The organism is Actinomadura sp. NPDC048032, from assembly GCF_040653175.1.
Classification (GTDB): domain Bacteria; phylum Actinomycetota; class Actinomycetes; order Streptosporangiales; family Streptosporangiaceae; genus Spirillospora; species Spirillospora verrucosospora.
Window position 1 is genome coordinate 1 of the sequence record NZ_JBEZJP010000553.1, and the last position, 4,431, is coordinate 4,431.

The 4,431-nt window shown below is 75.2% G+C and carries 2 protein-coding genes; both read left to right on the forward strand.

The annotated features are described in order from the left end of the window. Positions 1-59: 59 nt before the first annotated feature. Positions 60-734 carry a condensation domain-containing protein gene (locus AB0C69_RS38730; RefSeq protein ID WP_360361028.1) on the forward strand — a complete coding sequence of 225 codons (675 nt, stop codon included), beginning with the start codon at positions 60-62 and terminating at the stop codon, positions 732-734. Continuing rightward, positions 716-4,431 (forward strand): amino acid adenylation domain-containing protein (locus AB0C69_RS38735; RefSeq protein ID WP_360361031.1); only part of this gene is annotated, 3,716 nt, incomplete at its 3' end. The genes AB0C69_RS38730 and AB0C69_RS38735, both read left to right, overlap by 19 nt.

Sequence of the window (4,431 nt, forward strand, 5' to 3'; positions counted from 1 at the left end):
GAGTTCGCGGTGGACGAGTCGGCGCTCACCGGCGAGTCGGTGCCCGTCGCCAAAACGACGTGCTGCTCACCGGCCTCGCCCTCGCCGTCGCCCAGTGGCGCAGGCGCCGCGGCGGGCGCGGCACCGGCGTGCTGGTCGACCTCGAAGGCCACGGCCGCGAGGACTCCGTGCCGGGCGTGGACGTCTCGCGCACGGCCGGCTGGTTCACCTCGATCCACCCCGTCCGGCTGGACGCGGGGGGCGCGACCGGCGGCGCGGCCGTCAAGAAGGTCAAGGAGCAGCTGCGCGCCGTCCCGGACGTCCTCGGGTACGGCCTGCTCCGCCACGTGGACGGCGACGAGGAGCTCGCCGAGGTCCCGCGGGCGCAGATCGCGTTCAACTACCTCGGCCGGATCGCGGACGGCGGCGACGGCGGCGACTGGACGCTCGCGCCCGAGGAGCTGCCCGCCGGGGAGGACCCTCGCATGCCGATGGCGCACGCCCTGGAGGTCAACGCCCTCACCCGGGACCTGCCCGCGGGCCCGGTGCTGTCGGCGACCTGGACATGGCCCGGCGGGCTGCTGGACTCCGCCGACGTCCGGGAGCTGGCCGAGGGCTGGTTCGCGGCGCTGCGCGGCCTCGTCGCGGACGTCGCCGGCGGCGCGGCCGGCGGGTTCACCCCGTCCGACCTGCTGGTGGAGCTGGACCAGGGCGAGATCGACAAGCTGCAGACCGCGTGGAGGCAGAAGAAGTGAACCGGGGCGACCTCGAGGACATCCTGCCGCTGTCGCCGCTGCAGCAGGGCTTCTTCTTCCACGCCCTCTTCGACGCCGGCGACGGCGACGTCTACACGGCCCAGCTCGTCCTGGACCTGGAGGGCCCCCTCGACGTCGCCGCGCTGCGGACCGCCGCCGAGACGCTGCTGCGCCGCCATCCCAACCTGCGCGCCGCGTTCTGGCACGAGGACCTGTCGCGGCCCGTGCAGGTCGTGCCGCGCACCGTCGCGCTGCCGTGGGAGGAGATCGCCGCCGACGGCGCCGGGGCCGACGCCGTCGTGCTGCGGGAACGGGCGCGCGGCTTCGACATGACCGCGCCGCCGCTGCTGCGGTTCGTCCTCGTCCGCATGGGCCCCGAGCGGTACCGGCTGATCCTCACCAACCACCACATCCTGCTGGACGGCTGGTCCACGCCGATCATGGTGACCGAGCTGTTCCTGCTGTACATGCAGGGCGGCCACGACGCCGGGATGCCCCGCGTCACCCCCTACAAGAACTACCTGGCCTGGCTCTCCCGGCAGGACCGCGCGGCCGCCGAGGACGCCTGGCGCCGCGCGCTGGACGGCGTGGAGGAGCCCGGACTCGTCGCTCCCGCGGCCGCCGCCCGCGCCCCCGAACCGCCCGAGCGCACGACCACCGCGCTGGACGAGCGCGCCACCCGCCGCCTCACCCGCGCCGCCCGCCGCCACGGCGTCACGCTGAGCACCGTCCTGCAGGGCGCCTGGGGACTCGTCCTCGGACGGCTCCTCGGCAGGGGGGACGTGGTGTTCGGCGCGACCGTCTCCGGCCGTCCCCCCGAGCTGCCGGGCATCGAGCAGATGATCGGGCTCTTCATCAACACGCTGCCGGTCCGCGTCCGGTACCGGCTGGACGAGCCGCTCGGCGCGCTGATGGAGCGGCTCCAGGACGAGCAGACCGAGCTGCTCGCCCACCACCATCTCGGCCTCACCGACATCCAGCGGGCGGCGGGCCACGGCGGCGCGCTGTTCGACACGATGACGGTGCTGGAGAACTACCCGTTCGACCCGTCCTCGATGGACGGCTCCCTCAACGGCGTCCGCATCGCCGGGGCCGACTCCTACGACGCCACCCACTTCCCCCTGTCCTTCGTCGCCGTCCCGGGCGAGAGCCTCTCGCTCCGCCTGCACTACCGGCCCGACGTCTTCGAGGCGCCCGCCGTGGAGGCGCTGCTCGCGCGCGTCCGCCGCTTCCTGGAGGCGTTCGCCGAGGACGCGGACCAGATGATCGGCGCGGTGGACCTCGCGGACGGCGCCGAACGAGCGAACCTCACCGCCTGGAACGACACCGCCTGGAACGACACCGCCTGGAACGACACCGCCTGGAACGACACCGCCTGGAACGACACCGCCTGGAACGACACCGCCGCCGACGCTCCGTCGGGCACCCTCGCGGCCCTGTTCGAGGCCCAGGCCGCCCGCACCCCGGACGAGACCGCCCTCGTCTGCGGCGACGCCCGGCTGACCTACGCCGAGCTGAACGCGCGCGCCAACCGCCTCGCGCACGAGCTGATCGCACGGGGCGTCGGCCCCGAGGACCGCGTCGCGCTCGTCCTGCCGCGCACCCCCGAGATCGTCGTCGCGATTCTCGGGGTCCTGAAGGCGGGCGCCGCGTACGTGCCCATCGACCCCGAGTACCCGGCCGACCGCGTCGCCTCCACGCTGGACGACTGCCGCCCGGTGCTGACCATCACCGCCGGCGACTTCCCGGACGCCGCGGGCCGGCCCTCCCACGACCCCGCCGACGGGGAGCGGGTCCGGAGCCTGCGGGCGGACAACGCCGCCTACGTCATCTACACGTCGGGATCCACCGGACGCCCCAAGGGCGTGACCGTCCCGCACTCGGGCGTGCTCAACTACTTCGAGGCCCACCGGGACGCGTTCTTCGACCCGCTCGTCGAGTCCGCCGGCGGCCGCCGGATGCGGTTCGCCCACCTGGCGTCGTTCTCGTTCGACACGTCCTGGATGGGCCTGCTGTGGATGATGTACGGCCACGAGCTGCACCTCATCGACGACGAGACCCGCCGCGACGTGGAGGCCTACACCGCGTACGTGGCGCGCGTGCGGATCGACCTGGTGAACACCACCCCGTCGCACTTCACCTCGCTCCGCGAGGCGGGGCTGCTGGACGCCGACGGCCGGCACCGGCCCTCGCAGCTCCTCCTCGGCGGCGAGGCGATCAGCGAGAGCCTGTGGACGGAGCTGCGGGCCGTCACCGGCCTCACCGCCCGCAACTTCTACGGGCCCACCGAGTCGACCGTCGACACCATGAACGCGGCGGTCGCCGACAGCGACCGCCCGACCGTCGGCGCGCCCCAGCGGGGCACCCGGGCCTACGTGCTCGACCGCGCGCTCCAGCCCGTCCCGGCCGGCGTCCCCGGCGAGCTGTACCTCGCGGGCGCGCAGCTCGCGCGCGGCTACCACGACCGGCCCGGCCTGTCCGCCGAGCGCTTCGTCGCCGACCCGTTCGGCGCGCCCGGCGACCGCATGTACCGCACCGGCGACCTCGCCCGGTGGCGGCCGGACGGGACGGTCGAGTACCTCGGCCGCGCCGACGACCAGGTGAAGATCCGCGGCTTCCGGGTGGAGCCGGGGGAGATCGAGAACGTCCTCGCCGGATGCCCCGGCGTCGCGCGGGCCGCCGTCGTCGTCCGCGAGGACCGCCCGGGCGACCGGCGCCTCGCCGCCTACCTCGTCGGCCCCGACGTCGACGCCGCCGCCGTCCTGCGGTACGCGGCCGAGCGGCTCCCCGACTACATGGTCCCCTCGTTCACCGTCCTGGACGCGCTGCCGCTCACCGTGAACGGCAAGCTCGACCGGGCCGCGCTGCCCGCGCCCGACGCCGGCGCCGCCGCCCGCCGCGCGCCGCGCTCGCCCCGGGAGGAGATCCTCTGCGGCCTGTTCGCCGAGGTCCTCGGAGTGCCGAGGGTCGGCGTGGACGACGGCTTCTTCGACCTCGGCGGCGACTCCCTCACCGCGACCCGCCTCGTCAGCCGGATCCGCTCCGCGCTCGGCGCCGAGCTGCCCGTCCGGGCGCTGTTCGAGGCGCCCACCGCGGCGGGCCTCGCCGGACGGCTCGCCGAGGCGGACGGGGACGTCCGCCCGCCGCTGGTGCGCGCCGAGCGTCCGGACGTCGTCCCGCTGTCTTACGCGCAGCAGCGGCTCTGGTTCCTCAACCGGTTCGAGGGCGCCCCCGCGGCGTTCAATATGCCGATCGCGCTGCGCCTGGACGGCGCGCTCGACCTCGCCGCGCTGCGCGCCGCGCTGGCCGACGTCGCGGCGCGCCACGAGCCCCTCCGCACGATCTTCCCCGACCGGTCGGGGACCGCCCGGCAGCTCGTCCTCGACCCCGCCGACGCCCGCCCCCGCCTCGACGTCGCGGAGGTGGAGGAGAGCGCGCTGCCCGCGGCGCTGGCCGCGACGGTCGGGCAGGGCTTCGACCTGTCGGTGGAGCCGCCGCTGCGCGCCCGCCTGTTCGCCCTCGGCGGCGGCGCGCATGTCCTCATGCTCGTCCTGCACCACATCGCGGCGGACGGCTGGTCGATGGCGCCGCTGGCCCGGGACGTGATCCTCGCCTATGCGGCGCGTGCGGAGGGTCGGGAGCCGCAGTGGTCGGCGTTGCCCGTGCAGTATGCGGACTACACGCTCTGGCAGCGGGA